This window comes from Lentimicrobium sp. L6 (genome assembly GCF_013166655.1).
Classification (GTDB): domain Bacteria; phylum Bacteroidota; class Bacteroidia; order Bacteroidales; family UBA12170; genus UBA12170.
On sequence record NZ_JABKCA010000008.1, the window covers coordinates 1 to 25,931 of the forward strand.

General features: G+C 33.2%; 21 protein-coding genes, 1 tRNA gene and 1 pseudogene. 11 read left to right on the forward strand and 12 right to left on the reverse strand.

Translation table 11 applies throughout. The annotated features are described in order from the left end of the window. Positions 1-66: 66 nt before the first annotated feature. The 8 genes from HNS38_RS03150 to HNS38_RS03185 all read right to left on the reverse strand — a co-directional run bounded on the left by HNS38_RS03150 (position 67) and on the right by HNS38_RS03185 (position 8,580). Positions 67-1,113 carry a virulence RhuM family protein gene (locus HNS38_RS03150; protein WP_172282939.1) on the reverse strand — a complete coding sequence of 349 codons (1,047 nt, stop codon included), beginning with the start codon at positions 1,111-1,113 and terminating at the stop codon, positions 67-69. A gap of 568 nt (positions 1,114-1,681) precedes the next feature. Next, positions 1,682-2,203 carry a nucleotidyl transferase AbiEii/AbiGii toxin family protein gene (locus tag HNS38_RS03155; protein WP_172282942.1) on the reverse strand — a complete coding sequence of 174 codons (522 nt, stop codon included), beginning with the start codon at positions 2,201-2,203 and terminating at the stop codon, positions 1,682-1,684. Between the two features lie 261 nt (positions 2,204-2,464). Continuing rightward, positions 2,465-3,169 carry a hypothetical protein gene (locus HNS38_RS03160; protein ID WP_172345966.1) on the reverse strand — a complete coding sequence of 235 codons (705 nt, stop codon included), beginning with the start codon at positions 3,167-3,169 and terminating at the stop codon, positions 2,465-2,467. A 182-nt stretch (positions 3,170-3,351) separates the two neighbouring features. After that, on the reverse strand, positions 3,352-3,495 hold the full coding sequence (locus HNS38_RS03165) for a hypothetical protein (RefSeq protein WP_172282948.1): 144 nt from the start codon (positions 3,493-3,495) through the stop codon (positions 3,352-3,354). A gap of 21 nt (positions 3,496-3,516) precedes the next feature. Further along, positions 3,517-3,942, reverse strand: coding sequence for a hypothetical protein (locus tag HNS38_RS03170; RefSeq protein WP_172282950.1), 426 nt, complete (start codon positions 3,940-3,942; stop codon positions 3,517-3,519). An 18-nt stretch (positions 3,943-3,960) separates the two neighbouring features. Continuing rightward, the gene (locus tag HNS38_RS03175) at positions 3,961-4,335 is read right to left on the reverse strand and encodes a hypothetical protein (RefSeq protein WP_172282952.1); all 375 of its coding nucleotides are present in this window, start codon (positions 4,333-4,335) and stop codon (positions 3,961-3,963) included. Positions 4,336-4,520: 185 nt separating this feature from the next. Next, positions 4,521-6,674: a methylmalonyl-CoA mutase gene (gene scpA / locus HNS38_RS03180; protein WP_172282955.1), complete on the reverse strand. Its 2,154-nt coding sequence runs from the start codon at positions 6,672-6,674 to the stop codon at positions 4,521-4,523. 16 nt (positions 6,675-6,690) lie between these two features. Next, the gene (locus HNS38_RS03185) at positions 6,691-8,580 is read right to left on the reverse strand and encodes a methylmalonyl-CoA mutase family protein (RefSeq protein ID WP_172282957.1); all 1,890 of its coding nucleotides are present in this window, start codon (positions 8,578-8,580) and stop codon (positions 6,691-6,693) included. Positions 8,581-9,357: 777 nt separating this feature from the next. On the opposite strand from HNS38_RS03185, the gene HNS38_RS03190 reads away from it, so the two are divergent. Further along, positions 9,358-9,750, forward strand: coding sequence for a hypothetical protein (locus HNS38_RS03190; protein WP_172282959.1), 393 nt, complete (start codon positions 9,358-9,360; stop codon positions 9,748-9,750). A 349-nt stretch (positions 9,751-10,099) separates the two neighbouring features. Here HNS38_RS03190 and HNS38_RS03195 read toward each other — a convergent pair whose 3' ends face one another. After that, positions 10,100-10,756, reverse strand: a complete 657-nt coding sequence (locus HNS38_RS03195) for a protein-L-isoaspartate(D-aspartate) O-methyltransferase (protein WP_172282961.1) — start codon at positions 10,754-10,756, stop codon at positions 10,100-10,102. 73 nt (positions 10,757-10,829) lie between these two features. On the opposite strand from HNS38_RS03195, the gene HNS38_RS03200 reads away from it, so the two are divergent. The 7 genes from HNS38_RS03200 (at position 10,830) to HNS38_RS03230 (ending at position 19,292) form a co-directional block, all read left to right on the forward strand. After that, positions 10,830-11,807, forward strand: coding sequence for a Gfo/Idh/MocA family protein (locus tag HNS38_RS03200; protein ID WP_172345967.1), 978 nt, complete (start codon positions 10,830-10,832; stop codon positions 11,805-11,807). 59 nt (positions 11,808-11,866) lie between these two features. Further along, on the forward strand, positions 11,867-12,754 hold the full coding sequence (locus HNS38_RS03205; protein WP_172345968.1) for a hypothetical protein: 888 nt from the start codon (positions 11,867-11,869) through the stop codon (positions 12,752-12,754). A gap of 3 nt (positions 12,755-12,757) precedes the next feature. Continuing rightward, positions 12,758-14,176 carry a sugar transferase gene (locus HNS38_RS03210; RefSeq protein ID WP_172282967.1) on the forward strand — a complete coding sequence of 473 codons (1,419 nt, stop codon included), beginning with the start codon at positions 12,758-12,760 and terminating at the stop codon, positions 14,174-14,176. A 554-nt stretch (positions 14,177-14,730) separates the two neighbouring features. Then, on the forward strand, positions 14,731-17,064 hold the full coding sequence (locus tag HNS38_RS03215; RefSeq protein ID WP_172345969.1) for a hypothetical protein: 2,334 nt from the start codon (positions 14,731-14,733) through the stop codon (positions 17,062-17,064). Further along, positions 17,057-17,842: a class I SAM-dependent methyltransferase gene (locus tag HNS38_RS03220; protein ID WP_172345970.1), complete on the forward strand. Its 786-nt coding sequence runs from the start codon at positions 17,057-17,059 to the stop codon at positions 17,840-17,842. Before HNS38_RS03215 ends, HNS38_RS03220 begins: the two co-directional genes overlap by 8 nt. After that, positions 17,842-19,026, forward strand: coding sequence for a glycosyltransferase family 2 protein (locus HNS38_RS03225; RefSeq protein WP_172282974.1), 1,185 nt, complete (start codon positions 17,842-17,844; stop codon positions 19,024-19,026). The genes HNS38_RS03220 and HNS38_RS03225 overlap by 1 nt, the downstream gene beginning before the upstream one ends. 107 nt (positions 19,027-19,133) lie before the next feature. Further along, positions 19,134-19,292, forward strand: coding sequence for a hypothetical protein (locus HNS38_RS03230; RefSeq protein ID WP_172282976.1), 159 nt, complete (start codon positions 19,134-19,136; stop codon positions 19,290-19,292). Between the two features lie 225 nt (positions 19,293-19,517). On the opposite strand, the pseudogene HNS38_RS03235 reads toward HNS38_RS03230, so the two are convergent. From HNS38_RS03235 to HNS38_RS03245, 3 genes and pseudogenes are all read right to left on the reverse strand, one after another. Next, positions 19,518-20,704 (reverse strand): annotated as a pseudogene (locus HNS38_RS03235) (IS4 family transposase). 168 nt (positions 20,705-20,872) lie between these two features. Next, a complete protein-coding gene (locus HNS38_RS03240) occupies positions 20,873-23,359 on the reverse strand; it encodes an outer membrane beta-barrel protein (RefSeq protein ID WP_172345971.1) in 2,487 nt (828 codons plus the stop codon). Between the two features lie 252 nt (positions 23,360-23,611). Further along, positions 23,612-24,154, reverse strand: coding sequence for an RNA methyltransferase (locus HNS38_RS03245; RefSeq protein ID WP_172282981.1), 543 nt, complete (start codon positions 24,152-24,154; stop codon positions 23,612-23,614). A 130-nt stretch (positions 24,155-24,284) separates the two neighbouring features. On the opposite strand from HNS38_RS03245, the gene HNS38_RS03250 reads away from it, so the two are divergent. From HNS38_RS03250 to dapA, 3 genes are all read left to right on the forward strand, one after another. Further along, a tRNA-Arg gene (locus tag HNS38_RS03250) sits at positions 24,285-24,361 on the forward strand. A 135-nt stretch (positions 24,362-24,496) separates the two neighbouring features. After that, positions 24,497-25,048, forward strand: coding sequence for a hypothetical protein (locus tag HNS38_RS03255; protein ID WP_172282730.1), 552 nt, complete (start codon positions 24,497-24,499; stop codon positions 25,046-25,048). Continuing rightward, complete coding sequence (gene dapA / locus HNS38_RS03260) at positions 25,035-25,931, forward strand: 4-hydroxy-tetrahydrodipicolinate synthase (protein WP_172282733.1); 897 nt, start codon at positions 25,035-25,037, stop codon at positions 25,929-25,931. Before HNS38_RS03255 ends, dapA begins: the two co-directional genes overlap by 14 nt.

Genomic DNA, 25,931 nt, shown 5'->3' on the forward strand with positions numbered 1-25,931 from the left:
AAATATTACGATTAACAACTGAATTTCAGATAGTTAAAAACCGAACTCAGGTTTTGAATAAAATACTTATAATCTGTGTTTATCATCAAGCAATTTTAAGAACCTATCAAAATCAGATTCGAATAATTTATCTTGCACTATTCTAAATTTCTCATATTCATTTTCAGCTTTTAGTTTTGCTTCTAACATCGATATCTTACCTGTATCTCTTAAGATTGGATAATCAGATAATTCAAGGAATTTCATCAAAAATAATTCCCAATCTTTCATATTCATCACTTGGCGATTTGTAGCTCTTGTTTCAGCTAAGTCAAGATAAGCACTGACGATACGTTCCAAAGATTTTATATGTTCCTTATTCAAATAGTTTTTGGCTATTGAAACATCATTTTTTAAAATTTTCCCTTCGGGGGCTTGTTTCCATGTTTTCAAACCCATGTGTATTTTCAGAGCGTCGGCTTGTGTGTAAATGATTTCAGCAGCGGTTTTTCCTGTTATGGCCCAATGCAATTTATTTTGAACCGACGCAAAAAAGTGTTTGGTAATTTCATCCTTAGAATCATAATCGGCAGATAGTGCAAATATGTCTGTTATTTTCTGGTATAAACGGCGTTCACTCAGTCGGATTTCACGAACACGTTCCAGCATTTCATCGAAATAGTCTTGACCAAAGTGTTTGATTTGCTTTAGGCGTTCATCATCCATTGCAAAGCCTTTGATGATATACTCATGCAAAATACCAGTTGCCCACTTTCGGAACTCAATAGCCCGATGTGAATTTACTCGATAACCTACTGAAACAATAGCTCTCAGATTATAATATTTTACTTCTTTTTTTTGTGTCTTACCTTCTATGGCACCATGTTGAGTGGTTAGTGCAAAATTTGCACATACCACTTTCTCATTCAATTCTCCAGATTCAAAAATATTTTTCAAATGCTTACTAACGACACTTCTGTCTTTTTCAAAAAGCACAGAAATTAGTTTTTGAGTAAGCCAGAGTGTTTCATCTTTAAAGTAAACATCAATGTTTACTTTCCCATCTGATGTCTGGAATATGACAAAATTAGGGAACTTTTGTAAATCATTAGTATGTTGTTTTCTATCATTCATTTTCTTTATTCCTAGTCCATTTGCCTATAAAACTTTTCTTCTATTTAAATGATACGAAGATAAGATTAAATATCTCTGTATTGAGGGGATTTTATGATGTAAATAATTTTTGAAATTATGAATTTAGATTTAATGTAATTCTTTAACTATATGAAAACAGACTCCATCTCCACTCATTTTACCATTCAACTCATCTAACAAAATTAAATTCCTTTTGTGAAGAACGAAACTATAAACCTAGACCAGATTTATAAGATGGCTTCCTCTAATTCTTATGCTATTGATTTGTCTAAGTAGTCTCTGCAAGAAAAATCCGATAACTGCCTTATGCTTTTACTGAAAATAGTTATTGACAAAAGTCAACTCCTATATTTTTACAAAATGCAAGCCCTGCCTAGCCATCAGGCAGGCTTGTTCTCGAAGCTTTCTTATGATTGACTCATGGATAATGTATAGTTTTCTTGCAAGCACTAAATAGAAGTACTGTATTAGGTCGGATTTTCAATCCGACACTGTGGGATTACAAATCCAAGCAAGGGGTTTTACTGTTTATTTAGATTTGAATTTTTTATAACAAGTTTTGTTCATGGAGAGATTCTTCAATATCCAGTTTAATTAGTTCCCAATATTTATTTTTTAAACAAATGGGATCTAGATCTATATCGACTTGGCTAAAATCTATAAGCTTTTTAATAATTTCCATTGGTGTATAACTATAGGGAGATCTTAATGTATAAAATCCAATCATGTCCTGCCAAGTAAAATGTTCCATCAATTCATGTAAATCCCAGAAATCTTTTTTACGACCACTATGACCAATAACCTCTAGCTTCATGGCGGCAACTTCTTGTAATTGAGCTATTCTAATCCTTTTAGATTTTAGCATAGGAAAAACAAAAGTATCAGTATGAAATAAGTCAATTTTAATAGTATTCTGTTCATTATCTCCTACGAAATAAGACTTTCCCATACTATTATTGACACCATATCCCATATCTACAAAGTTGAAATGATGGAGGAGGAGTTTGTCAGTGATTAGGGTCGACGACCCGTACTCCGTACCTCGAAAGAAAGCATATTTGGATTTCAATGGCTGTATAAATACAAATAATAATTGCTCATTTTTAGGAATTTGGTGCAGCGCATCAATCTATTTATAGAAAGTAATGACTGTGTTTTTTTAAGCTGCAGAGCAGCGTACTATAAATACAATTACGCATTGGATTCTAATTTTATTTGAATACTAAATCTGGTTATGCAGCTTTATCGGATTTAAGGTGCAAATTCGAGCTAGTGGGGTATTAAATTGTTTATTTAAAATTCTCAACAGAATCAAATGCGTGTTAGGGTGCTATATATCTTTTTTTATAGGCTTAATTCCATACTTATAAAGCTTTTCTCCATCATCAGTTAATTTAAAACCACTAAACCAATCTCCTGGTTCTGTTGCAAATCCTCCACTTATGATCAATGTTTCGTATTCAAAATTTCTTGGACCACAACTAGTATGATTATTAGAAGTAATTTCATGACCAAATCTTTCAAGATCTAAGAAACCTTCATAAGCCTTTGGGTTTAATCCATCTAATGTTGTTAGAATTTGGATAAACTGGCTGTAAGTTAGTTTCTCATTGACATAAGCTTTAAAAAGATTTGAAATTATAATTGTTTTCCCAATTTCAACATTTCTATCGATATATATCATCAGTTTCTCTGCAATTCTTTTTGTGAATTTTTCATCACTTTGTACTTTTGTTCTAAATCGTTCTAGTTTCTTCTGATTGATCGAACCATCGTTAAAGCTAGAAATAAATGTCAATAGCTTTTTTGCAAACCAAAACTGATTGATTGCTATCCCAGTTCTAACTATTCCAACAATTGATTTTATTATCGGAATTTCCTTTAAGGTTTCATTTTCTATTAAATCATCAATATAAATTTCAGAATAGTCTATTGACAAATCAAATGTTGGATTAAATAGTTCAGAAACTAATTCATTGCTAATTCCCTTTTGATCTATAGGTTTGATTTTTTCTTTTGGTGTAATTTCTTCCATTTTTACTAATGTTTTAAAAAAGGTAAAGATACAGCTATTCTACCTTAAAGGAATGTAAAACAGATATTATAAATTATCAAAATTTATTAAATATAGTATTAATGAGATTTTTATTTTTAGTACCAACCAAAAAAAAAGCCCACTCTTACGAGCAGGCTTTAATATCATAAAACAAAAATCAACTATTGTTCTTCGTCCAATAGGATTTTTAGCATTTGAATTCCACATTGTGAAATTACTGTTCCAGGGCCAAATACTGCGGCTGCACCTGCTTCGTAAAGGAAATCATAATCTTGGTGAGGGATTACTCCTCCAACAATTACCATAATGTCTTCAAGACCTAATGCTTATTCAGCATAAATACCAGTCGTGATCTGTGATCCTTTTTTGAATTCTAAGACTGGATGAGTAATGCTTTTAAAGATATAGTTATTACCATCTTTTATAAAAGCCTCAAAATATAAGGTCGTGGGATTTACAATATAATCATTCAGGTCAAATTTTGCAATTCCTTCGGAGTTACTAAGTACCTGCATTTCTATAGTTGGTAATACTTCATTTAGATCAACTTCTTCTGTAAACATCATGATAGTATAGCCCGATTTGAGATTACCTTCTAGGTCTTTTACTGTGAAAATTACTTGGGTATTGCTTATGGTTGTAGTCGTAGTTGTTGTAGCTGTATTGGAAGTTGAAGTAGAATCTTTGCTACAACTTGAAAGAAATGTTAACACTAAAAAGGTTAATAGGAGGAAGGATACGTTCTTTTTCATTTTTTTGATGATTTGAGATTAAAAATTAATAGTAATAGATTTGGTTTGTCCTTTCTCGATAGTAACTGCCGAACTGCCAAGAACAACGTCGTTAGTTCCGAATACACCAAAATAGAAGGTGGTTTGAGAATCGATAACATCTAAATCAAATGTATCTTCTAAATTGAATTTTGCTATGCCACTGGATTCTGTTATTACTTTTTTATCTGAAAAAAACGAGGTGAAAAATGTTGTACTAGGCCCTTTTTGGTCCGAAAACATACAAACTGTAACTCCAGCTTGAGGAATAGATGATTCTTTTACAGTTACATTGACAAAGGCATCAGCTTCATCCTTTTTACATCCGGTAAAGAAAAGAGATAATAATAGCGTTAAAAACAATAATTTTTTCATTTGATAGGTTATTTTATGTTTAATTTTAAATGATCTCAACTTTTATACGAACGCAAAAATAAGAAAAATGATTTAAATAGCTAAGTAAAACGTAATAATACTATTTGGTGTCAGAATCAGTTGGTTAAGCAAAAAAAAAGCCCACTCAAAATGAGCAGGCTTAAATATCATAAAAGAAAAATCAACTATTGTTCTTCGTCCAATAGGATTTTTAGCATCTGAATTCCACATTGTGAAATTACTGTTCCAGGGCCAAATACTGCGGCTGCACCTGCTTCGTAAAGGAAATCATAGTCTTGGTGAGGAATTACTCCACCCACAATAACCATAATGTCTTCGCGACCTAATGCTTTTAATTCTGCAATGACTTGTGGAACTAAAGTCTTATGTCCTGCTGCTAAACTTGATACACCTAATATATGTACATCGTTTTCAACGGCCTGACGAGCAGCTTCTGCTGGAGTTTGGAATAGTGGTCCAATGTCTACATCGAATCCGATATCGGCATATCCTGTAGCCACTACTTTGGCTCCTCTATCGTGTCCATCTTGTCCCATCTTCGCAATCATAATACGAGGACGACGACCTTCTTGCGTTGCAAATTTCTCTGCTAATCTTGTTGCTTCTTGGAACATCTTATCGTTTTTAGCTTCTGCTGAATAAACACCAGATATAGAACGAATAACGGCGCTATAACGGCCATATTTAGTTTCTAATGCATCAGAAATCTCACCTAAGCTGGCGCGTTTCTGAGCTGCATCTACTGCCAACTCTAATAGATTACCTTCACCAGTATTTGCTGATGTTACTAAGGCTTGAAGTGAAGCTTGGACTTCTTCTTCGTTTCTATTGTCTCTTAATTTCTTAAGACGAGCAATTTGAGCCTCTCTTACTGCAGAGTTGTCAATATCTAAGATATCTAATGGATCCTCTTTTTCTAAACGATATTTATTCACTCCAACAATAGTATCTTTATGTGAATCGATACGGGCTTGCTTACGTGCTGCAGCCTCCTCAATTCTCATTTTTGGTACACCAGTTTCAATAGCTTTAGCCATTCCGCCTAGCTCCTGAACTTCTTCGATTAAAGCCCAAGCTTTGTCGGCTATTTCCTTGGTCATCGATTCTACATAATAAGAACCAGCCCATGGGTCGAGAGAACGACAAATTTGAGTTTCTTCTTGCAAGTAAATCTGTGTATTACGAGCAATACGAGCAGAGAAGTCGGTAGGTAAAGCAATAGCTTCATCTAAAGCATTGGTATGTAGAGATTGAGTATGACCTAAAGCCGCACTTAAAGCCTCCACACAAGTTCTTCCCACGTTATTGAAAGGATCTTGTTCTGTTAAACTCCAACCAGAAGTTTGACTGTGAGTTCTTAAAGCCATTGACTTAGGATTCTTAGGATTGAATTGTTTTACAATCTTAGCCCAAAGCATTCTGGCTGCTCTCATCTTAGCAATTTCCATGAAGTGATTCATACCAACTGCCCAGAAGAAAGAAAGGCGAGGAGCGAAGGCATCAATATCCATACCTGCATTAATTCCTGCTTTCAAATATTCTAAACCATCGGCTAATGTATAAGCCAATTCGATATCTGCTGTGGCACCAGCTTCTTGCATGTGGTAACCAGAGATAGAGATAGAATTGAACTTAGGCATTTTCTTAGAAGTATATTCAAAGATATCTGCAATAATCTTCATTGAAGGTAGAGGAGGGTAGATATAAGTGTTTCTCACCATGAACTCCTTCAAAATGTCATTCTGAATAGTTCCACTGAGTTCTTCGAGTTTAACCCCTTGCTCCAATCCTGCAACTATATAAAAGGCCAATACTGGAAGTACCGCACCGTTCATAGTCATAGAAACAGACATTTTATCCAAAGGAATTTGGTCGAATAAAATCTCCATGTCTAAAATGCTATCTACAGCCACACCTGCTTTTCCCACATCACCAGTCACACGCTCGTGATCGGAGTCATAACCTCTGTGAGTAGCCAAGTCAAAGGCAATAGATAAACCTTTCTGACCAGCAGCTAAGTTTCTGCGGTAAAAAGCATTAGATTCTTCAGCAGTAGAGAATCCGGCATACTGACGAACAGTCCAAGGACGCATAGCATACATGCCTGAATAAGGACCTCTTAAAAACGGAGGAAGTCCGGCAGCATAATTTAAATGCTCCATGCCTTTTAAATCATCAGCAGAATAAACCGGTTTTACCGAAATTTTCTCTGGTGTATCCCAATAGTTTTCAATCTTATGCTGCTTTTCCCATTCCTCAGTAGTCTGAGTGGAAGCAGGATTTGATTTAATCTGTATATTCTTAAAATTTGGTTTCATCTTTCTTCTCCTTTGATTATTCAATAATTCCCAATTCTTTTTGATAAGCGGTAAGCTCCTCAAGAATATTGGATTTCACATGAATCAATTTGCTTAAACCATTAGCCTTAAATTCTTCGATTAGGTTTTTAGGATATCCAGCAATAACACCAATAGTTGTGTCTTTAGTTGCTTTGGCAAATTCCATACCTACTTCAGCATAATCGTCATCGGAGCTACAAAGAACCACGATTTCAGCATTGGCAGCTTTAGCCGCTTTTAATCCTTCTTCGATAGTAGCGAAACCATTATTGTCTTGAACCTCAAAACCAGCAACAGCAAAGAAATTACAAGCAAATTGTGCTCTGGCTTTTCTCATGTTTAGGTTTCCTGTAGTCAACATAAATGCCAAAGGACGCTTGTTTTCTTTTGAATACATATCAGTAGTGAAACGAAGCATTTCGAAGTCTTGAGTCACACGGAATTGTTTCAAAGTTTTAACAGTGGCATTTTTCGATGTTAAATCGAATGGCTTTAAGCTATCAGGATTTATCACATGGTCAAAATGCTCAGTGAAGTTAGGATACTGGTTGGTACCTAAATAAATCTCTTTACGCTTAGCAGCAAAGTCTTTTCTTTCTTCAGCAGATTTTTCAATGTCATCTTGAATAAAGCCTTGTTTGATGGCTTCAGTATATCCACCTAGTTCATCCACTTTAAGGAATAATTCCCAAGTTTTTTCTATCAATTCATTGGTTAATGACTCAATATAATAAGAACCGGCAGCTGGGTCAGCCACTTTGTCGATAAAGCTTTCTTCTTTCAATAATAATTGCTGATTACGAGCTATTCTTTCAGAGAATTCAGTTGGCCATTCGAAATTGGCATTATATGGAAGAACAGTGAAAGAATCAGTACCACCTAATAAAGCAGAAAAAGATTCTGTAGTTGTTCTTAGCATATTCACATGGGCATCATATACCGTTTTATTCAAACTGATATTAGAAGAGTGGATATGCATTTTAGTTTTCTCGGCATTCTCAGGACCATATGCATTCACAATATTAGCCCATAAAGCTCTTGCAGCTCTAAGTTTAGCTATTTCCATGAAATAATTAGAACCAACACCAAAATGGAATTTAATGCGAGGAGCAATATCATCAACAGATAGGCCTTCGTCAGTTAAGCGAGTGATGTATTCAGCGCCCATGCTTAAACTATAAGCTAATTCCTGAACCACATTAGCTCCAGCATTTCTCAAATTCAATCCATTTACACTTAGTGTTTTGAATTTAGGAAGGAATTCTGCTGCTTGAATGAGCTGAGCAGCATGTTTGAAAGCATATTCTTCTGATTGGCAGTAATGGCCTTTGAAAGTTAAGTTGAAGAAAGGATCGAAATCCACAGAACCTTCAATATCCTCAGGTGCTCTATTATATTTCTTCACTAACTCTTCGTAAACTGCAATTACTTTGTGAGCACCAGTTCCAATTTTGAAGTTAACTTCTACGCTATCGGCTTGGATGTTCTCCATTAGTTTCTCAATATCAGAAACCTTTGCAATATATTTGTCACTAAAGATAAAGCATAATGAATTAACTCCTTTCATTAAAATATCTAAAGCTTTTTTATTCGCTTTTTCAACGTCGTCAACAAAAATATCTTGTCTTACTAACCAATCGTTATTATGTTTTTTGGTTCCTCTAACATAAGGGAATTGGTCTGGCTTATTATCCAGATAAGTGATGTTTTCAAGATCTTCGCTGCGATAAAAAGGTTTAACCTGAATACCTTCGGGACTATTCCAAAATAATCTTCTAAGATAATCGGCACCTTTCAAATCTGTTTTGATTTTCTCTTCCCACTGTTCAGTCGAAACTGGGGCGAAATCCTCAAACAGGTTTTGATTTGTTTTATCCTGACTCATAATTTAATATTTAAAATTCAAATGGTATTTCTTGAATGTATTTTACTATATTTTTCAATATGCAAATTTAAAACTTTTATAGCGTCCAAATCAGGTTTTCGTTAAAAGGATAACAATATATAATGAGTCTAATTATTAGTTGGTTTTTAATAAATCCAATTTAATGTCTAAGTGGAGTGTAAAGCAATTCAAGTTTCATGTAATCAATGTATTTGAGGCTACACTCGAATTAGTATTTTTGTAAACTGAGCTTTTGATTTTTAGAAAATATTAGGCCTACATTCTAAATAAGGAAGGGGAGACTTTTGTTAATGGACTTATCCAAAAATTTTAGAAAGTTTTTTTGGCATAAAATTACTATTGTGTTTTTTGGGTAAGAATAGTATGTGCGGTATATATAATATGATGTTCGAATTATAGATTAATTATCAATAGCGTCCGAATAATTATTAAAGATTCCTCGCTACCCATCGTAATGAACGAGTGTTTAGGCAAAGAATAGGAAGAAGGGGTTTGCTTTTGGCATTGAAAAAAGCAAACCCTTTCTTCCTTCCTATCATATTCTAATACGCTGTCATTGGCAACGTAATGTGATGAAATGAAGAATCTTTTTCACTATAAAAACTTGTATTGGACAGTATTGATTATTTATTGTTTTTTTTTTGATATCATTTGTGAAATAACTCAATCCTTATGGAGTTCTTGTATTTCTATTCCTCCCAAAAATCAACTCTATATTATATTACATCAATCGCCATAAAATCCTATTTTTGCAGCATGAGTAAAAAGCAAGAGTTAAGCCCAGAGGAAATCGTAGAATTTGGATTACGTCATACCTATGGTAAATTGGTAAAAGAAGGTTTCGAAATATTATCTGTAATGCCTGAAGTCAATATGGATCCACAAATTCTAGCCATAAAAGAAGATCAACTTTATTTTATTGTCATTAGAACTGATGTGTACCCTAATGTAGGTGACCTGCCTTCCATTTCACGAATTTCTCAAGTTAACGAGCATGCCAAAAAACACAATGCTATCACTAAATTTGTGAGCTTAGGAATTCTTAATGCTAATGCAAAAACCGAAGAAGAAAAATCGAAGCTCTATAAAGGAGGAGAGTTTTATATTAACTATTCGGGTTTAAAAGAGTTGGTTCGGGTTGTTGGATAGTAGGCCCAAGTTGACAGAATCTGTTGAAAATTAAATTGGGCTATTCTAATTTCAATTATTGAGGTGTTTAGACAAGTACTTATCCAAAATTATAAAATAAATACCTAACATTATAATATTTAGTCTTTTTCATTTGCCAATTGCCGACGCTTCGGTTAATGACGATATTATCATTATCGCTACATTCATTATAGCTAACAGCATCGTCATATAATGGGAGCGAAAAAAGCATGCTCCAAAACAAATAGTTCTACAGTTTAGTAAATCACGCTTATAGCATGTTAAATTAGATAATGCTAAGCTAAGTAAGAAATTGAACACCTCAATTAAATTTTGTAAAATAAATAAGCTAATCTTGGGCTTTATTCAAAAGCATAGGTACAAAGCTAAATCTACCATGTTCACTTTTTTCAAACTCACTCTCTGAAACTCTTGTGATACTTGTCATTTCTTGAATACCCTCTTCAATATCTACAGGGATAACTAATTTACCACCAATTTTTAATTGTAATAAAAGGTCATTGGGAATAAAAGGGGCTCCCGCCGTTACAATCGCTTTATCAAAAGGGCCGAATGTGGGAAGTCCTTTATAACCATCCCCATAAAAAGTCTTAATATTTCTATACTTTAATAGAGCGAGGAATTTTTTTGTTTTCTCGTAAAGTTTTTTTTGGCGTTCTATGGTGAATACTTTAGCTCCCATTTCAGCCAAAACACAAGCTTGGTAGCCAGAGCCTGTTCCTACTTCTAGTACTTTGTCCCCTTTTTTAATCTCTAATAATTGTGATTGAAAAGCTACAGTATAGGGCTGAGATATAGTTTGCCCACTTCCAATAGGAAAGGCTTGATCCTGATATGCAAAATTTAAAAAGCTAGAATCCAAGAATTGATGGCGTGGAATATTATTGATGGCTTCTAATACTTCCTCATCATGAATTCCTTTATTTCGTACAATTCCGACTAGTTTTTTGCGTAATCCTTTATGTCTGTAGTTGTCCTCTAACATTTATTAAATTTTTTTGCGAAAATAAGGAATTACTAGTCCATAAAAAAAATTACTTTTGCAAAAAACAATAAACATGTCAAAACTAAATATTGGCCTTCTTGGAGCAGGGCATCTTGGTAAAATTCATTTGAAATGTATACGTCAAGTTGAGGATTTCAATCTCATTGGTTTTTTTGATCCAAATGAAGAGAATGGTAAGAAAGTGGAAGCAGAGCTGGAAGTGAAACGATTCTCAAGTATCAAAGAATTGATCAATGCTTCAGATGCTATTGATATCGTTACTCCGACTATGAATCATTTTGAATGTGCTGAAATGGCTTTGAAAGCTGGAAAACATGTGTTTATTGAAAAGCCAGTGGCCAGTTCTCCAGAGGAAGCAGAGAGATTATTGGAGTTAGAGAGAGAATTTGGAGTTAAGGTTCAGGTTGGTCATGTGGAGCGTTTCAATCCTGCTTTTGTTGCCGTTCAAAATAAATTTGATTCTCCAATGTTTATTGAAACTCACCGTTTGGCTCAATTTAATCCTCGTGGTACTGATGTGCCAGTGGTTTTAGACTTGATGATTCACGATTTGGATATTATTTTAAGTACGGTTAAGTCAAAGCTGGTTAATGTAAGTGCAAGTGGTGTAAATGTAGTTAGCGATACTCCAGATATTGCCAATGCTCGTTTAGAATTTGAAAACGGTTGTGTAGCCAATCTTACTGCCTCTCGTATCTCGATGAAGAACATGAGAAAGAGCAGATTCTTCCAAAAGAATGCATATATATCTGTGGATTTCTTGACAAAAGAATCTGAGATAGTTAGTATGTCGGATGTGGATGAGAATGATGTAGATCCTTTGGCTATGATTTTAGAACTTGGTGAAGGCAAAACAAGTAAAGAAATCCATTTTGAGAAGCCTGTTGTTGAGGAATCTAATGCTATTGTAGAGGAATTAACAAGCTTTGCTAAATCAATAATCAATGATATTCCAACAGCTGTTACTTTAAACGATGGATATCAGGCTTTATTGGTAGCTCATCAGATAGTGGAAAAAATTAAATCGTAATACTAAAATTCAATTCTAAACGTTAGCAAATTGAGTTCATTAAGTTTTAAAGCATTTTCATGATAAAAATATACCCTAAACTTTTGTTTCTGGTTTCTGTTCTCATTTTAGCCTCTTGTGTTAAAAAAATGGATGAAACTTACATTCCTTCCTATATTAATATTGATGAAATTAATGTCTTAACATCGAGTTCGCAAGGATCGTCCTCAAGTTATATTACCGATGCTTGGGTGTATCTAGATGGGGATGATAGAGGAGCCTATCCTTTACCATCTCGTATTCCATTATTGGCAGAAGGAGAGCATTTGGTGAAAATAGCACCTGGAATTAAATTAAATGGCGTAGTGGGAACTCGAGTTCCTTATCCTCTGATGGAGCCTGTAGAGGTAGATTTAAACTTGATAAAAGATAGTGTTAAAAACTTGAATATCGATGTTAGATATAGGAGCAATAGTAAGTTTGAGATGATTGAAGATTTTGAAAATTCAAATTTAAAATTTGAAACTACTACAAATAATAAGGCTACTTTTAGGACAACACATTCTTCCTCTGATCCTTTAGATTATGTTTTTGAAGGCGTGCATAGTGGAGGAGGCTTTTTAAATGCAGAAAATAGTTATTTTCAGATTATCACCAAGCAATTATTCGAAGAATTACCTAAACAAGGGGTTCCAGTTTTTATTGAACTCGATTTTAAATGTAATACAACCATTGTGCTTAGTGTGATGTCTTATAGAAATGGAATTGGTGAATCACAAGATTTGATTTATTTGAGTACAACCGATGAATGGAAGAAAATATATATTAATCTAACAAGCACTATTAGTTACGATACTGATGCTTTTCAATATAAATTTCTTTTAAGTGCCAATCATAATGCCAATCTTGAAGAATCAGTGGTTCTAATAGATAATTTTAAACTCATATATAGAGATATAGAAAACTAGCAGATGAATAAATCTTTACAAAAACTTAAGTATATTCTTTGGGATTTATTGGCTGCAAGTGTAGCTTGGAGTCTTTTTTTTATTTATCGTAAGCTACTCATAGAACCCAATATTTTTGAACATTTAAATTTCGTTTACGAAGATGTGAACTTTTGGGTGGGATTGATTATCATACCTATATTTTGGAATATCCTATATGTTTCAACTGGAACTTATAGAAAGGTCTACAGAAAGTCAAGATTAAAAGAACTCAGCCAAACGATAACATCCTCAATTATTGGTGTAGCGGTTATTTTCTTTACACTTATTCTTGATGATCAGATCATTTCTTATAAAAACTATTACGATCTCATTTTAGTACTTTTTCTAACTCATTTTATTATTACCTATACTGGTCGTTTATTAATCACATCCAGAACTATTCATCGTATTCATAAAGGAGCAATTGGTTTTAATACTTTAATAGTTGGTAGCAATGGAAATGCTGTAAAAGTTTATAATGATTTAATCAATCAAGAATATTCTTCTGGTAACTTCTTTATCGGCTTCGTGAATGCGAAAGAGTATAAGAAATTCAAAATGAGCTCTATACTTCCTCATTTAGGTACGGTACAAGATATTTCACAAATACTAACTGATTATCATGTTGAGGAGGTTATTATTGCTATTGAGCGTTCAGAAACGGATTTGATTACTTCTATCATTACTGAATTGGAAATGCACGATGTTGTGATTAAAATCATTCCACTATTTCAAGATTATATTTTCGGAAATATTAAAACAAGTGGGATTTTCCAGACTCCTTTGGTTGAGATATCTCCAGATTTAATGCCAGCTTGGCAAATTACATTGAAAAGAGTATTCGATATAGTAGTGAGCATCATTGCTATGATTCTTTTGATTCCTGCATATTTAGGAACAGCCATAGCAGTTAAATTAGGAAGTAAAGGGCCTATCATCTATTCTCAAGAAAGAGTTGGTTTGCATGGTGAGCCTTTCAAAATGCATAAATTCAGATCTATGTATAGCGATGCAGAGAAAAGAGGAACTCCTCAGCTTTCAAGTAAATCGGATCCTCGTATCACTCCTCAAGGACGTTTTATTCGTAAGGTTCGTTTAGATGAGATTCCTCAGTTCTTTTCTGTGATTAAAGGTGATATGTCCATTGTTGGCCCAAGACCTGAGCGACAGTTTTTTATCGATAAAATATCTGAAAGAGCTCCGCATTATAGACTTCTTCATAAAATTAAGCCTGGTATTACAAGCTGGGGACAAGTTAAATATGGTTATGCTGAAAATGTAGACGAGATGATTGAGCGCTTGAAGTATGACGTTCTATATCTGGAAAATATGAGTTTGGCCATGGATATGAAAATTCTTATTTGGACTGTATTAATTGTGGTTCAGGGTAGAGGCAAGTAGGATTTAAATATTGACCCTCCAAGACTCTTATTTTGAAAAACACACTTAATCAAGAAATACATACATGCATTATCCCTAGCATTAATGAAAAATGTGAGAGTTTTGGTAGACTTATTCATTAAGATATGATATATTAATTTCAGGAATCTCTCAGAAAACAGCCTACCTTCGTATCGGTTTATACCGTTTTTTGATTTCAATTAGTAGCTTCTTTATTTTGCTGTATAATAATGTATCCTACCACACCAGCAATTGAATTCTTATTGAGTTGCGGATATTTGGGCAGACCTTGTTTTGTTTAAAACAATAGTGAAAAGGGAGATTTTATAAAAGAACTCAACAACGAAAGTATATAGATTGGAAAAAATTCCCTGATGATAACCTTTATTATAAATTAAGCTGGACTATTTTGGGGCAAAATAATTGAAAGCGTAATAAAAATCGCTTACCAGTCGGATAATTAGGAGTTCCCTAGTGGTTCATATTATTTACTATATTTACCCTATCAAATCAATGTAAACAATGTATCCATTTATTTTTTAAAGCTATCATGGATGAAAATTAATCAAAAGATAATTCTTATTTCTTTTATTGGGGGTATTAGTGTTTTTTTGTTCTGGAAGACTTATAATATTACTTATCATCCTATAATTATTGATATTGAGTTCCAAGCTAATGCTTTAATTGATGATCATTTTCAATTGTTTTACTCAGAAGGCCGATATTTCGACGAAACTTTATCAGTTAAAGAAGCATATAGCCCAAATGGTGGTTTTGTTCACCTTACTACAATGCTTCCATCGGGCAATGTTACAAGGCTCAGGATAGACCCTGGCAATAAAATTGATACTATTCAGATACATGCCATTAATATTAAAAGTAATAATCAAATATTAAGTTTTAAAGGAACTCAAATATTGTCGCATTTTGATTTGATCAATTTACGCGTATTGAATTCTTCTGATTCATCTATTCAACTCGTTCAAAATCAATCACGAGATATTCAATTGATTTATAAACAAAAGTTGAATGAAAATTTCGATTTGTATGCTACGCAAAATACCAGTCACTTACAAGTATTTATCCTGTTTGTTACAGGTTTTCTATTCCTGATGATTATTTTATTTAGCAAGCAAATACTCGTTTTACTCACTAAACTAAGACAATGGTATCAAAATAAATATCATGGATTATTACATATCTGTCTCTCAAACTATAGTATTACCCTTCTCGCAATTTTAGGAATAAAATTAATTTTGGTTTCTGCACAACAGATGACATGCTATTCGGCTTTTGGTCATGATGATGGATTATTTGTCAAGCTGGCCTATTCACTTAGTGCCGGGAATTGGTTGGGTGCTTATAATAATCTGACTTTGGCAAAAGGAATGGTTTATCCAGCATTCATAGCGTTAAATAGTTTTTTTGGAATCTCCCTGTTTTTATCGCAACACTTATTATTTGGTTTGTCTTGCTATTTAATGCTTAGAGCATTTTATCCCATTATTAAGGGTAATTACTGGAGAATCCTATTTTTTAGTGTATTGTTGTTTAATCCTGTTTCTTCAGATTGGTTTACCACACGAGTTCTAAGAGATTACTTTTTTCTATCTATATCCATTATAGTTGTGGCATCTTTCATTGCTGTTTATTTAAGACGTCAACAAAACCCTAGGTCTTATTTAGGCTGGGTTTTAGTGGCTGGTATTTCATTGTTTTTGCAGCAAAACACCAGAGAAGAAGGATTTATGTTTTTACCCTTTTTAGCATGGATGAGTTTGTTGAGCCTTTTGGTGTTTTTGAAAAAGCAAAAGGTAGTCTATGGTTCAGAATATAAGACCAGTAAAAAGGTGTTTGTGAAAGGAGTATTTATCATCGTATTACCGTATTTAATTCTGATCGGCGGAAACCTGACTATAGCTACTATAAACTACTTCTCTTATGGTGCTTTTATTAGAAATGAAATAAAAACCGAGGCTTTTACCAAAGCATATGCAGCCCTAACTCAAGTTGAATCAGATAAATGGCTTATAGATGTCCCCTATACAACGGAATCACGAATGAAAGCATATCGTGTAAGTTCAGCTTTTGCTGAATTAGAACCCTTCATGGAAAGTGAGGAGAATGGCTTCTTAAAGGGGTATCCATCTGGTGGAAAAGAAATTGTTGGAGCTTTCTCCATATGGTCCATCAGATATGCAGCAGAAGAAGCAGGATACCATGACAATTTGCCTCAATCACAACAGTTTTATTATCGCATGGCGGGGGAATTAAACACCGCATTTGAGAATGGTGATCTTCAAAAAAACACGAATTTTTCTATGTTTAGTTTTACTTGGGATTCTCGTTATGCTCAACCTACAATGAACAAAATCATAGATATTATAAAACATATTGCGTTTTTTGAAAACTATCATCCCAAGCCACTTGCAAATTTTGGTAATTTAGAATCGATTTCTTTATTTCAAAACATGACGAATACTCCCGCTGCTCATTTAACTGGAAACATCAACAATTATACGCCCGCATCCATAGTTAAAATCTTTCTGTTAAAAGCAATTCAGTGGATTTATGCTGTCTTTCATCCGCTACTTTGGTTATTATCTATATTATCTTTTTTAGCCCTTAGTGTTAGAATTATAAAGAATGGTTTTAAAGATAAACTAGTAGGATTATGGTGGATTGGAAGCCTATTATTTGCTATTGCAGCAACAAGAGTATTCCTTATAGCTTTTATTTCTGTTTCACAATGGGATGCTGTAAATATGCAATATTTATCCATTTCGTATCCCTTCCTTTTGACTTTCGAAATTTTATATTTGTATACTTTAGTAAACATGCTTAAAGTTACCTCCATCCTAAGAACTAAAAAAAAAGACGATGATTAATGTTGTACGTAAAATGATTACCATCAATGGTTTTTGGTGGACAGCCCATGTGGTTCCCTATGTTTTATTACGCAAAATCAATAAAAACCTAAGAATAAAATATTTAGATAAAAGAATCAAAGGCATTGAAATTAAGAACCAACTCCCAGGGATGAATAGCAAAGAAATAAATTCAATTATTTGGGAAAATTGGAATTGGAAGAAATATCACGGGGAAGAATGGACCTATACAGTAAATTGGAAGAATTCTATTATCAAAGATATTATGCAAAAACATTTCGATGAAAATAAAACGATTTTAGAAATTGGCCCCGGAGGAGGTAAATGGACCGAATCCTTGATAAAAATATCTAGAATACTCCATTTAACAGATATATCCAATAGATGCTTAGAAGTCTGTCAGCAAAGATTCAAATCAAATAATCATATTAATTATCATTTAACAGATGGTTGTTCTTTGTCTTTTTTAAAAGAGGGTTCCATTGATTATATATGGTCTTTTGATGTGTTTGTACACATTGCACCAGATGATGTGAATAATTACATAGATGAATTTAAAAGAGTATTGAAGCCAGGTGGAAAGGCAATTATTCATCATGCTGGAAATGGCGGTATTAGCGGCGGTTGGAGGAGCAACTTGACTCAGGAATTGTTTAAAAGTATGGTGGCTCATCACCAATTAAAAATGATTAGTCAGTTCGATAGTTGGGGTGAGAATAATGAGTTTGATGTGAAACATTACCAGGATATCATAAGTATTTTTGAAAAAAAACAGTGATGATGCAAAATAAAGAAAATATTGAACTTAGTATTTTAATGCCATGTTTGAATGAAGCAGAAACATTGGCTATTTGTATCCGAAAAGCGATGGGTTTTCTTGCTAAGAATCGAATCGTAGGCGAAGTAGTTATAGCCGATAATGGTAGTACAGATCAGTCAGTCTCCATTGCCAAACAAGAAGGAGCAAGAGTGATTCATGTAAATCAAAAAGGATATGGAAATGCCCTCATTTCAGGCATACTTGATGCAAATGGGAAATATATCATTATGGGAGATGCAGATGACAGTTACGATTTTTCTTCTTTAGATGATTTTGTAAAATACTTACGAGAGGGTTATGATTTGGTGATGGGAAATAGGTTTAAGGGTGGGGTCAAAAAAGGAGCTATGCCTCCATTGCACAAATATTTAGGCAATCCTGTATTGAGTTTTGTTGGTCGATTGTTTTTCAGATCACCGATTAAGGATTTTCATTGTGGATTGAGAGGATTCAACAAGGAAAAGATTTTATCGCTTTCTTTAGTTTCTCAAGGCATGGAATTTGCTTCGGAAATGGTAGTAAAAGCCAGTATCATGAAGTTGAAAATTAAAGAAGTACCCATTATTCTTTATCCTGATGGAAGAACTAGGAAGCCACATCTTCGAACCTGGCGAGACGGTTGGCGTCATTTAGTATTTCTATTGATGTATAGCCCCAAGTGGCTGTTCTTCTTCCCATCCTTGATTTTATTTGGGTTGTCACTATCAGCCATATTTATTCTCCTCCCTGGGACTTTGTATTTAAAAGATTTAGGACTAGATATTCATACTTTAACTGTCGCCGGAACTAGCACTGTTCTTTCCTTTCAATTATTCCTCTTTGCCATATTTATAAGGGTTTTTTCCATAAATCAAGGTTTATATCCTGCAAAAAACAAGCACATCAGGTTTGCCAATTATTTTAGTCTGGAAAAGGGAATCATATTTGGTATTATCTTCTTTTTATTAGGATTAGGAATGTTGATGCATCTGTTTTATGGTTGGATGATGTCAGACTTTGGTCATATTACTGATGTGAGTAGTAGTTTCAGAATTCTTATTCCTTCTCTAACTTTTATTTCTTTAGGGATTCAAAGCATATTTGCAAGCTTTTTCTTGAGGATTCTGGATATTAAACCCATAGAGAAAGTATTTGTTGAATGAGTAACTATTGAAGGTATAATGCCAATTGATAGATATTTTTGAGAAGCAAAATTTACTCATATACAGGGTGTACTCTAATTACCTATGATTTATTCAGCTTTTAGAGAATGAGGCTTCAATTTGTTTTTGATGCTTTGAAGTTCTATATCCTTTATAATTTTCAAGACATCATGAAGTATATCAGTCCATTGGTTTCTATTGTCTATTATGATTCTACAAAGCTTAGGTTGGTATTATTAGAACATTCATTACTAAAAGGCATATAAATTCTCATTCTAAAGCAAGTTTTAAACAAACTTAAGCAATTCGTGATTTATCTAAAGTCTATCAAATTACATTCTAGTACTTACTCTGTTTTTTTATTTGTATTATAAATTTGAAACTTAAAATTAGGCAAATCTAATTGCATAAGTACAACATGTTTTTAATCAATCCCGTCCTAAATAAATTGTAAAAGAATTTTAGGGCTATATTCTGTCTATAAAACAGAGCTAAAAAGCTGATAAATTGAAAAGTACCCCCTGTACATTTTCATTTGGAGGTTTTTCTTTCTTTAAAAATGGTTTGTCAAGCCATTTCTGGAATTCTATTTTAGCAAAAAGATTGATTCTAAGGAAAGCTACTAAATTTGAAAGATACCAATTGTATTTAGCCATAGCTTTAAGGTATTTAAGGATTAGTATAGTAATCAAAGCGGTCCAGATTTGTATCATAACGGCATTTTGACTGGTACCTATAAATGATTTAACATGTAATAATTGTTTAATATCTCTAAAGAATATTTCTATATCCCAACGACTTTTATATAGTTCGCTTAATAGGAGGCTAAACCACAAGTCATGTTGTTTGTAATAAGCTCTATTACTTGTTGGTTTTTCTCATCCCAAATGGCTACTGTTCTTAATCTTTTTGGATATTTCTTATGGGATGCCTTTGTTGTTAGTACCATTATTTCATCCTTAAGTAAATGAGGATGTCTGTTTTCTGGTAATTCATTTTCTTTAATGCTCTTGTATTTAATATTGTGTTTGTGCCTTATTACGTAAAACACCCCTGTGCTGTCCCAAACATTCAAGAGCGAAAAGTCATTATAGAATCGATCTGCAACGATAACACTTCCCTTCACCAATGGAATATCGTAAGCTCCTTTATTATCGGCGGTTTTGCCATCTGTAATATTTACATAAGCTGGCAGGTTTCCATCAAAATCAAGTAGTGTGTGCATTTTGATAGCTCCTTTTTTTGCTTTGTATTTTGCCCAATCAAATAGCGATAAACATAAACTGATTGTGCTTGCATCCAAGAGGAATATTTTAGACTTTATTCTAAACTTTACTTGTTTAAATTTAGCCTGCTGTCCTAAATGTTTTGATAAAGCTTAGTAATAGTCTCTGAATAATTCCCAACTCCTATGTTTATTCTGATAAGCTAGATTTGATTTAGTTGGAGGGTGAACATTGCCTAGATGATTTAGATTGCCTGTTGCTGAGCGTAACCCATTACTAATATCTCTTAAAGATTGACTTTTGGCAAAATGACAGAAAAGCATGGACACAAAATGGGACCAACTGTTAAAGCCTTTTTGATGTTTGTCTGTTTCATGCTCTTTTACGAATTTATTGAAAATTGAACGTTCCAATTTTTGAATAATCTGCCCAAATAAAGTTATATTTGTCATGAGAGAATATGTTATTTGTTGTGCAACTCAAAGATAATCGAGATACTTATAACTTATTCTCTTTTTTTTATTCGTTTAGGACGGGATTGGTTTTGAATATGAAATTTCAGGTATAAAAAAAACCACTCTCAAAATTGAGAGTGGTTTTTCAAAATCATCTGAGAATTTTTATTTCACAAGATTCATAAAATCTTCGTTAGCGAAATACTTTATAAATTCTTTATCAGTAGCAGCTTTAGCTTTCAATTTAGGATTGATTTCAAAAGCTTTAGTTAAATGATTAATAACTAAGTCCGCTTTATCAGTTCTTGCACCAATAACAGCTTGTAAGTAATTAGTTTTGCAATTTTCATTAGCACAGCTTAAGTTGTTATTAGCTTCGTCATACTTTTCTAATAGCATTTGAGCAAGAGCAACATTAAAATCACATTTCTTATTTCCAAAAAGTTTTAATGCTTCAGCATATTCCCCATTTTGAATAGCAACAACTCCTAAGTTGTAATTTTCATTAGCTCCTAATTTTTTAGCGTTAGTGAAATACTCATTAGCTTTTTCCCAATTTCCTTGCTTAGCATAGACAACACCATAATTATTTAATACTGCACCATTATTTGGAGAAGCTGTATTAGCTTTGTCTAAGAAAGAAATAGCAGAACCAAAGTCTCTATTGGAGATAGCGATTACAGCAGCATTGTTTTGAGCAACCCAACTACCAGTATGCAATTCAGCAGCGGTATTATAAATAGCTTCTTTTGCTTTATCGTCTTCAGTTAATGTAGCAGCATATAATAATTCTTCAGCTGTTAACTCAGAAGGATTAGTAGTAGCCAATTGTGCAATTTCTTCTGCGCTTCTTTTTGGCTCAAAGCAATTAGCTGTAACTTCAGCTCTTCTTAAGGTAGAAAGGATATCAGATTCTAATTCAGGATAAATTAAAATCATATTTCTGATTTCTTCTTCTTTCTTTTCAGGAGCAGCACTTCTAATTACATTTAGCATAGTGTTTTTATCTTCTATGTTAGAAGCTTGAAGTTTAGCCATGAAACCATTCCAGTCAGGACCATTACCAACAGCGTTAAATTTAACGTCAGCACAATTTTCCATATTTAATTTAGAATCTTTAGCTTTAATCAGCTTCTTCATATCAGTATGCATGTACTTGTTCGCAGTTTCAGCTCTATTTTCAGAAAGGTTAGCATTGAATGTTTCTTCACCTTCAGGAGAAGCATAAGCGTTAATTGAGATGTCTTTGATATCCCAACCTTGTGCTAAGAAATCAACTACAGCTTGACGGCTTGCAGCAGAAGCTTCATCTTTATTAGCACCAAAATTTTTGCTGTAATTATATCTGTTTTGTGGGAAGTAAAGAACAGCAGCTTTGCTTACTACAGTTTCTAATTCATAACCATGCTCACCATAAACAGTTTCTTCGTTTCCACCTGCAAATGATTGAGAATTACGGATACCATCAGCTAATTTAGTCTCGCACATTTCAAGATTTGTATACGAAGTTTTAATGTCAATATCACTCATTTTAGCATCAACAGGAGCGCTTGGATCGAAACCTAAAGGAAGAACGAATAATTCAGAACTTGCCATTTCAGGAGTATAATCGAAACTACCTTTGTAAGTATAAGTTCCACCAGTAGCGAAAGGAACAACATCACCATCACCTTGAACTTTTTCGCCTTTAAAGAATTTAGGATCTAAAACTTTAGTTTCAGTACCATACTTCACATATGGAGCAAATTTAAGAGCAGATTTCTTAGCGAAATATTTCTCTGGGAAAGTAACTTTAACAGTGAATTCAACTTTGTCACCAACAACTTCTAAAACATCAGGAGTTACTTCATAAATAACTTCTTCACAATTTTTCTTCATACTCTTTAATCCAGAACTAGGCTTGAACTTATAAGTAACACCTAAAGAGGTGTATCCATAAAAGTCATTTTTAACCGCCATTGCTCCGCCTTCTCTCATGTCAATATCGTCTGTTGTAGTAAACCTCAAAGAACTTTCTAAGTTGATATCAACCTTAGGAGCAACTGAAAAATATAAACCAAGACCAGTAGGTATGGTAATACTTGTTTCAGCACCAGCTAAACCACTGCCTTGTTCATCACTATAGCTACCGCTTCTGTATTCAGTTCCATCATCTTTTAATGAAATCCCACCAGTATTGATATCAGATCTCATAGAAGAATAATTTAACCAACCAATACCAGCAAAACCATATACGCCGAATCCAGCTTCTTTATTTTTTCTGAAAATATTTGTGAAATCAACAGTTAACTGACCTGATATATCCCACATACTACTCTCAAATTTATCCATTAAGTCATAAGATGGTTTGTCTCTTGATGGATCACCAGTAGACTGATATTTACCATTTACGAAACTTGCTCTAGCTCCAAATACTGGTGAAAATTGGTATCCAATTTTTGCACCATAACCTAATTTCTCGTCGCCGTCAAGTGTCTGTTTCGGATGCATATCACCATAAAAGTTGGTGAATCCTACATTTCCATTAATGTACCAGTAATTATCGAAACTGGATTTTTGCTTTGTTTTTTCGCCGTCTTCTTGAGCGAAACTAGCCGATGAAGCTAGAAATAACACAACAAGTGGTAAAATCAATTTGTAAAATGTTCTCATAATTTTGAATTTTTATTGATATCTTTTGAATGCTAATTTATTGCAAAATTAAATCTTTTTGGAAATCTTCCAAAAGACTTATTAATACTAAAAAGTTAATATTTTGTTTTTATTAATTCACTAACTATCATGCGAATATAATGATATTTTTTACTCAATTCACAATATTTAGTTGCAAAATTTACGAAAAACCTATTGTCCTGAGTGAAAAAAATGTCAGATTTACCACTTCTGAAATATAAAGAACTCATTTTAAGTATTCATTGAGTTGAAAGCATGCCAAATAACTATACCTGCAGATATTGATATATTTAGACTATGTTTAGTTCCGTATTGGGGTATTTCTAGGCAAAAGTCTGATTTGTCAATCACTTCTTGGGCTACTCCTTTCACTTCGTTACCAAAAACAAATGCTATTTTTTGATTCTTATGAGCTGAATAATGGTCCAATTTGGTACTGTTTTTAGCTTGTTCCACAGATATTATTTGATATGATTCTTCTTTTAATGATTGAATAGATTCTAAAGTATCTTTAAAGTACTTCCATTTGACCGATTCGGTAGCTCCTAATGCCGTTTTATGAATTTCTTTATTAGGAGGGCAGGAGGTGATGCCACAAAGGTGAATTTCTTCAACTAAAAAGGCATCAGAAGTTCTAAAAACAGAACCAATATTACTCATGCTTCTAATATTATCTAAAACAATAACCATGGGTATTTTTTTCTTTTCGTGGTATTGATCTAAATCCAATCTGTTTAACTCTTTTAAACTTAGTTTTTTATATTTAGGACTCATGATTTGATATTAGGTTTTGTTTGTTTTTAAGCTGCTGCAAAATTAAACTTTTAAATATTTTTTATATTATTGTTTGTAAAAAATAAAAAATAGCTATCTTTGCACCCGCTTAACCGCAAGGATCAACATTGGACCTGTAGCATAATTGGATAGTGCACCTGACTACGGATCAGGAGGTTAGGGGTTCGAGTCCCTTCAGGTTCACCAATGTATTGAAAAGCCATCGTAATTTATACGATGGCTTTTTTTTTGTTTATTTAAATTGTCAGTATAATAAATGGACTCAATATTTTCGTAATTTTACAAGCTTTTTAAGAAAACACGGTTATTAGAACAACATCAATGGGTATCATTGCATTTCTTCAAGATAGAAAGATTCGAAATACGGATATAAAGAATCCTCGACGCAAGGTTTTTATGCCATTGTCAGATATTCATTCAATATTGGTTTTAGCTTCTTTGTCGAATATAGACGAAAGAGAAAAATGGAAAACTCATTTCAAAAACCTATCAAAAAACAAGGTGAATATTGATTTTTTATGTTTTGTAAATTCAAAATCAGAAGACAAAGAAAATAATGTAGATCTGGATCAAGTAATATTTCCTTCCCATTTATCGTTTCTTGGAAATATTAAAATGACAGAATCAGTATCGGCAATAATAGACAAAAAGTACGATTTGCTTATCGATTTAAATTTTGATGAGCTAAATATCTTAAATTATTTAATTGTAAAAGTTAATACCTCTCTTAGAGTTGGTGGTGATTTCAATAAAAAAATGGATTCTTATCTCGATTTAAAGATCAAAACTGATGAACCCCGATTAAAACCCAAATTATTTATAGATCAAGTATTTTACTATTTAGGAAAAATTAATATAAATGGAAACAAGTAAACTAAAAGGAACTGGAGTAGCACTAATCACGCCATTCCATAAATATGGCACCATTGATTTTACATCTTTAGGCGAGTTAGTCGAGCATGTTATAAATGGAGGAGTCAATTATTTGGTGGCTTTAGGCACTACTTCTGAAGCAGCCACTTTAACAGAAGATGAAAAAATAGCCGTTGTAGAGTTTATTGTAGATAAGGCAGAAGAACGAGTACCCGTTATTGTTGGAGTGGGAGGTAATAACACAATAGCTTTAGAATCCCTATTAAAGAAATTTCCTTATCAAAATGTTGATGGAATATTATCCGTAACACCTTATTATAATAAGCCAAACCAAAAAGGTTTGTATTATCATTTTAAAACTTTAGCAAGTGCAACTGATTTGCCAATCATTTTATATAATGTTCCTAGTAGAACAAGTGTAAATATGGAAGCGGAAACTACCTTAAAGCTTGCTGAAGAGTTCTCAAATATAGTAGCTATTAAGGAGGCTAGTGGAGATTTGTTTCAGATCACTAAAATTTTAAAAGATAAACCAAAAGATTTTTTAGTTATTTCCGGTGATGATGCCCTTACATATAATATGATTGGAGCAGGAGCAAGTGGTGTAATTTCTGTGACAGCAAATGCTTATCCTACTGAATACAGTCAGATGGTAAACTCAGCATTAAAAAACAATTGGAAAGCGGCTAAGGACTTCAATTTTTCTTTACTGGAATTTATGGAAGCTATTTTTGAGGATGGAAATCCAGCTGGAATAAAGTCAGCTTTAAATACTATGGGTATAATAAAGCATCATTTAAGGTTGCCTTTGGTGAAAGTAAATGTACAAACAGCCAATAGAATCAAGCAATTCGTTGATGACTATAAAAGTCCAGTGTCCTAA

Excerpts from the sequence above, each read along its gene's own strand:
- HNS38_RS03165 (WP_172282948.1), bottom strand. The coding sequence starts at position 3,495 with ATGGTAATTGTTGGAGGAGTAATCCCTCACCAAGATTATGATTTCCTT.
- HNS38_RS03215 (WP_172345969.1), top strand. The coding sequence starts at position 14,731 with ATGAAAATTAATCAAAAGATAATTCTTATTTCTTTTATTGGGGGTATT.
- HNS38_RS03175 (WP_172282952.1), bottom strand. The coding sequence starts at position 4,335 with ATGAAAAAATTATTGTTTTTAACGCTATTATTATCTCTTTTCTTTACC.
- HNS38_RS03150 (WP_172282939.1), bottom strand. The coding sequence starts at position 1,113 with ATGAATGATAGAAAACAACATACTAATGATTTACAAAAGTTCCCTAAT.
- HNS38_RS03170 (WP_172282950.1), bottom strand. The coding sequence starts at position 3,942 with ATGAAAAAGAACGTATCCTTCCTCCTATTAACCTTTTTAGTGTTAACA.
- HNS38_RS03205 (WP_172345968.1), top strand. The coding sequence starts at position 11,867 with ATGATAAAAATATACCCTAAACTTTTGTTTCTGGTTTCTGTTCTCATT.
- scpA (WP_172282955.1), bottom strand. The coding sequence starts at position 6,674 with ATGAAACCAAATTTTAAGAATATACAGATTAAATCAAATCCTGCTTCC.
- HNS38_RS03210 (WP_172282967.1), top strand. The coding sequence starts at position 12,758 with ATGAATAAATCTTTACAAAAACTTAAGTATATTCTTTGGGATTTATTG.
- HNS38_RS03245 (WP_172282981.1), bottom strand. The coding sequence starts at position 24,154 with ATGAGTCCTAAATATAAAAAACTAAGTTTAAAAGAGTTAAACAGATTG.
- HNS38_RS03230 (WP_172282976.1), top strand. The coding sequence starts at position 19,134 with ATGAGGCTTCAATTTGTTTTTGATGCTTTGAAGTTCTATATCCTTTAT.
- HNS38_RS03220 (WP_172345970.1), top strand. The coding sequence starts at position 17,057 with ATGATTAATGTTGTACGTAAAATGATTACCATCAATGGTTTTTGGTGG.
- dapA (WP_172282733.1), top strand. The coding sequence starts at position 25,035 with ATGGAAACAAGTAAACTAAAAGGAACTGGAGTAGCACTAATCACGCCA.
- HNS38_RS03255 (WP_172282730.1), top strand. The coding sequence starts at position 24,497 with ATGGGTATCATTGCATTTCTTCAAGATAGAAAGATTCGAAATACGGAT.
- HNS38_RS03195 (WP_172282961.1), bottom strand. The coding sequence starts at position 10,756 with ATGTTAGAGGACAACTACAGACATAAAGGATTACGCAAAAAACTAGTC.
- HNS38_RS03190 (WP_172282959.1), top strand. The coding sequence starts at position 9,358 with ATGAGTAAAAAGCAAGAGTTAAGCCCAGAGGAAATCGTAGAATTTGGA.
- HNS38_RS03185 (WP_172282957.1), bottom strand. The coding sequence starts at position 8,580 with ATGAGTCAGGATAAAACAAATCAAAACCTGTTTGAGGATTTCGCCCCA.
- HNS38_RS03200 (WP_172345967.1), top strand. The coding sequence starts at position 10,830 with ATGTCAAAACTAAATATTGGCCTTCTTGGAGCAGGGCATCTTGGTAAA.
- HNS38_RS03160 (WP_172345966.1), bottom strand. The coding sequence starts at position 3,169 with ATGGAAGAAATTACACCAAAAGAAAAAATCAAACCTATAGATCAAAAG.
- HNS38_RS03240 (WP_172345971.1), bottom strand. The coding sequence starts at position 23,359 with ATGAGAACATTTTACAAATTGATTTTACCACTTGTTGTGTTATTTCTA.
- HNS38_RS03225 (WP_172282974.1), top strand. The coding sequence starts at position 17,842 with ATGATGCAAAATAAAGAAAATATTGAACTTAGTATTTTAATGCCATGT.